Source organism: Okeania sp. SIO2B9 (assembly GCF_010672505.1).
In the GTDB taxonomy this organism is placed as follows: Bacteria; Cyanobacteriota; Cyanobacteriia; order Cyanobacteriales; family Microcoleaceae; genus Okeania; species Okeania hirsuta.
On sequence record NZ_JAAHGK010000571.1, the window covers coordinates 1 to 4,614 of the forward strand.

General features: G+C 36.3%; 3 protein-coding genes and 1 pseudogene. All 4 read left to right on the forward strand.

Features of this window, described 5'->3' with window-relative positions; translation table 11 throughout:
• Nucleotides 1-2,490: GUN4 domain-containing protein (locus F6K13_RS19310; RefSeq protein ID WP_287288061.1), on the forward strand; the 2,490-nt coding region annotated here is incomplete at its 5' end.
• Nucleotides 2,491-2,844: 354 nt separating this feature from the next.
• The gene (locus tag F6K13_RS19315) at nucleotides 2,845-3,864 is read left to right on the forward strand and encodes an ABC transporter permease (RefSeq protein WP_287288063.1); all 1,020 of its coding nucleotides are present in this window, start codon (nucleotides 2,845-2,847) and stop codon (nucleotides 3,862-3,864) included.
• A gap of 229 nt (nucleotides 3,865-4,093) precedes the next feature.
• Nucleotides 4,094-4,255: a hypothetical protein gene (locus tag F6K13_RS19320; protein WP_161565005.1), complete on the forward strand. Its 162-nt coding sequence runs from the start codon at nucleotides 4,094-4,096 to the stop codon at nucleotides 4,253-4,255.
• Nucleotides 4,252-4,614 (forward strand): annotated as a pseudogene (locus tag F6K13_RS19325) (ABC transporter permease); the annotation flags it as partial. The gene F6K13_RS19320 and the pseudogene F6K13_RS19325, both read left to right, overlap by 4 nt.

A 4,614-nucleotide genomic window follows, 5' to 3' on the forward strand; every position in this document is an offset into this window, starting at 1 on the left:
CCTTATGTCATAGCAATGACTGAATTTTTGACTCATAAAGATACTAAACCACCACTAACTATTTCTATTGAAGGTGAATGGGGTAGCGGTAAATCTTCTTTTATGAAACAACTTGAATCTGAAGTTAAAAAGAAGTCTAAAGAATTAGATCGGGAAGAGTCAAAGAAAGTTTGGCAGAAAATTAAAAAAGACCGGATTATTTTCAGCGATGTATCAGATATCTATGAACTTTTCAGATTAAAATTCAAACAAGAAACTCAAACAGTTTGGTTTAATGCTTGGCGACATGATAAATCTGAATCTCTTTGGGCAACTTTTGCTCTATCTTTTTTAGAACAATTGTCTAATAATCGTAATTTATCTGATTTTGTGATTAACAGTGGGGATGCTTTGAGGCTATTTTTTTATCGTTTGAATTTCAAAGGAAAACCGTTGAAAGCTATTCAAACTTTAATGATAGTTTTATTGATTATTGGTATTATTTTGGCTATTCCGGTTGTGTCTTGGAATGTTGGCGTTAAGAGAATTCCTCAATGGTCTGAAATTTTGGCAGGTCTTGTTAAAACAGAAGATTCCAAGAAAGAGGATGAAAATCAAATAATAGACAATCAAGAAACTAATAATGAGAAAGATAAAAATGATAATCAAGACTCAAAATTAACAGACCAGGAAAATACCCAAAATTCGTTGATAAATGATTTGTTCAAATTTGTTTTTGGCTTTAGTTTTGGCACTGGTTCCTTTGCTGCAATAAGAAAACTTATGGGAACTATAAAGGATTTAATTGGCGACCCAAAAATGGATTTGACTCAATATCTTGAGCATCCTGATTATGAGAAACAAGTAGCTTTTATTGAAAAGTTTCACGAGGATTTTTCTAAAATTGTTAATGCTTATGTAGGTGAAAATGAAAAGATTTATGTTTTTATTGATGATATTGACCGTTGTGAGTTGGATAAATCTGCCGACTTATTACAAGCTCTAAATATGATGATTTCTAACGACCCAAAGATAATTTTTATTTTGGGTATGGATCGGGAAAAGGTGGCAGCAGCTATAAGTTTTAAACAAAAAGATGTTATTCCTTTTCTAGCTTCAGCGATCGCCGAAAATGAAGCAGAAGAAAATGAAAGTCAGAAGTTGAGTAAAAAGGTTGATTATGGTTTTAGTTTTCTGGAAAAGTTTGTACAATTATCTTTTTCAGTTCCTGCACCTTCTCTAAAGACGTTGGATAGTTTTGTTGAAAAAATATTAGAAATAAAAACTTCTTCAGAAAAACAAGAAAAACGTTTTTTTTGGATTCCTCATAGTTTAATTGCCAAAGTATTTGATTTGCCTGCAAGATTTAATGATGGAAAAGAATGGATAGAAAAATTTAAAGACAGAATATTTTCATCAAAAGAAAAAGAAGGGGAAAAAACAGAGGCAGAAGAGTCTTCTGTTTCAGAACAAAATTCAGAATCTCAAGAGGCTGAGACTTCATCTCTAGATTTACCTATTTTCCCAATTATTGAAAAAGATTTAGATTCAGAAAGCCTTGCTCAAGTTATAGAGATGGTTGCTCCTTTTTTTGATTATAATCCCCGTCGTATAAAACAATATATTAATGTACTGAGACTCAGAATTTATATTGCTTATTATTCTATTGGAGTAACTTTTGCTGAAAGAGAAACAATAACTGTAGAACAAATAGGTAAGTTTACTGCTATTACCCTTAGATATCCCCGTCTTCTTTTGGAACTAAAGAATAATTATCAATTACTTGCTGAGTTAGAAAAAGATGCTGTTGATAAATCTATTCTATCAACTAATTCCATCATACTTAGTCCTGAATCTACACCCAGCGATCGGGAAACAGGAAATGCAAATTATTGGCTGAAAAATTACCCTAAAATTCAACAGTTGCTTTGCTCTGAAATGACATTGGATAATGAGCAAAAATCTGGCAAAAAGTATATTTTTGAAAATGGATCGATTAAAAAACTCCTAGAAGTTTCACCACAACAAAGTTTATCTTCTAAATATTTCAAACTGCGCGAGTTCCTAGCTGCTCAGAAATGGAGAGAGGCAGATGAGGAAACTTATGAAGTGATATTACAAGTTGCAGGGCCAGAAAAAGAAGGTTGGCTGAGGGTAGAAGATATAGAGAAATTTCCTTGCGAAGACCTCCGCATAATAGACCAGCTTTGGGTAAAATATAGTCTAGGTAAGTTTGGCTTTTCTGTGCAAAAGAAAATTTATCAAAGTTTGGGTGGTAGGAGGGAGTACAATAGAGAAGTGTGGGAAAAATTTGGTAAAGAAGTAGGATGGTGTATAAATGAAAGTTGGGAAAAGGTGAACTACGATAAAATTAGTGATGAAAGTGGATTGATAGTAGTGGCTTACCGGGGATACCTTCCGTTTGAGTCGTTTGGGCAGATAGATATAGGAGAGGTACCGAAGGGGTATTTCGGAGTTCTCTTCTCTCGCGCAGAGACTTGTAGACTTTAACATATAAGCATTTCAGTATTTTGTAGGTTGGATTGACGGAGGAAACCCAACAAAAATCAACGGTGGTAATAAAGCCATAATGGTACAGCAACTTGAGAAGTTTTATGTTGGGTTGCGCTGCCGCTTAACCCAACCTACGGTTTATAGCATTGTGTAGGTTGGGTTGACGGAGGAAACCCAACAAAAATCAACGGTGGTAATAAAGCCATAATGGTACAGCAAGTCGAGAAGTTTTATGTTGGGTTGCGCTGCCGCTTAACCCAACCTACGGTTTATTGTTTTTATTGTGGGTGAGCAAAAACAGACATAATATTGAGATAAAATTTTTAGGAGCCAAAACCCAACTACAAACTAATGCAGAAAATTCTACTCCCAATATTCGCCGTATTCGCCGCCTTATTAACAGGAGCAGCTCTAATGCTCTTAGCAAAAACCAATCCTGTAACTGCTTATACCGCTCTATTCCAAGAATCTCTAACTACCTACTTTGGTTTCAGCGATACCCTCAGCAAAACCACCCCACTATTACTAGCAAGTTTAGGAATATTAATAGCATTACGAGCAGGTTTATTTAATCTCGGTGGCGAAGGGCAAATTTATATGGGTGCTTTAGGCAGTGTTGTTGCCGGACTATATTTGCCTAACTTACCAATATGGATACATTTACCCCTAGCATTAACAGCAGGTTTTCTTCTCGGAGCATTTTGGGGAGCGATCGCTGGTTTTCTCAAAGTTACCCGTGGTTTAAATGAAGTGTTGACTACCCTACTACTAAATTACATCGCTCAAAATTTTGTCAATTACATGGTAAATGAACCACTTATCGCCCCCGACGCCCCTAGTCCCTACACTCCTCTAATTGCCGAGTCAGCACGTTTACCGATAATTTTGCCGAAAACTCAAGCTCACGCCGGAATTTTATTGGGGTTAGCTATTGCGATAATTTTAGCGGTGGTGTTGTCGTTAACAGCTTTCGGTTATCAAGTGGATGCCGTGGGGCAAAACCCTACTGCAGCTCGTTACAGCGGAATTTCTGTTAACCGGACTATTGTCGCAGTCATGGGTTTATCCGGTGGTTTAGCAGGTTTAGCAGGAAGCGCAGAAGTATTGGGAGCAAAATATCGGTTATTTGAAAACTTTTCTCCTGGTTATGGTTTTGACGCGATCGCCATAGCATTATTAAGTCGGGGCAACCCCCTAGCAGTAATTTTAACATCCTTATTTTTTGGCGTTCTCAGGAGTGGGGCAAATGTGATGCAGCGGAGTGCGGGGGTGTCGATAACTATTGTTTATGCTATTCAAGGTTTAACAGTGTTGTTTTTAGCAATAAGTTTGAAAAAGGAGTCAGGAGACAGGAGTCAGGAGTCAGAATGAATTAAGTAACAATTAAGTTTAAAAAAGGAGTCAGGAGACAGGAGTCAGGAGTCAGAATGAATTAAGTAACAATTTAAGCATTTTGTAGTTTGGGTTGACAAAGGAAACCCAACAAAAGGCGTTGCACAGTGACGAATGATTTTATATTTTTGATGAACAGGATTTTGGATTTGATAATTGCTAGAATGACTAATTAATAGTTTTTTTTAGTTAAAGTCTAAACTAATTTTTGGTAATATCATTCCATAATGTGCAACCCCCAACAAAAAGTTATAATTGTTTGGGTGTTGCTGTAGTGGACACAACTCAAATGGTGCGTTACGACGGGTTGTTAAATGCCACCCACAGTCTAAATTTTAGCGGTCTAACGCACCCTACTGGACTAAAATGACAAATATCAATTTTTTCTCTGATTATTTATCTGCCACAATTCGACTTTCTGTTCCTCTAGCTTTTGCTGCTTTAGGTGGAATATTTTCCGAACGTTCCGGCATTCTAAACATTGCTTTAGAAGGAATGTTATTAACAGGTGCTTTTATCAGTGCGGCTGTTTCTATTTCCACTGAAAATGTCTGGATAGGAACTTTAGTAGCAATTTTTGCAGGGGGAATTTTAGGCTTAATTCATGCCTATCTTTGTGTCAGTTTAAAAGTCAATCAATTAGTTTCAGGTTTAGCAATAAATTTAGCAGTATCGGGATTAACTGCTTATGGAGCTAGGGTATTATTTGACAGTGGCACAATTGCTCTA

Bases quoted from the DNA above. Each gene is read 5' to 3' on its own strand.
- F6K13_RS19315 (WP_287288063.1), top strand. From the start codon at position 2,845: ATGCAGAAAATTCTACTCCCAATATTCGCCGTATTCGCCGCCTTATTA.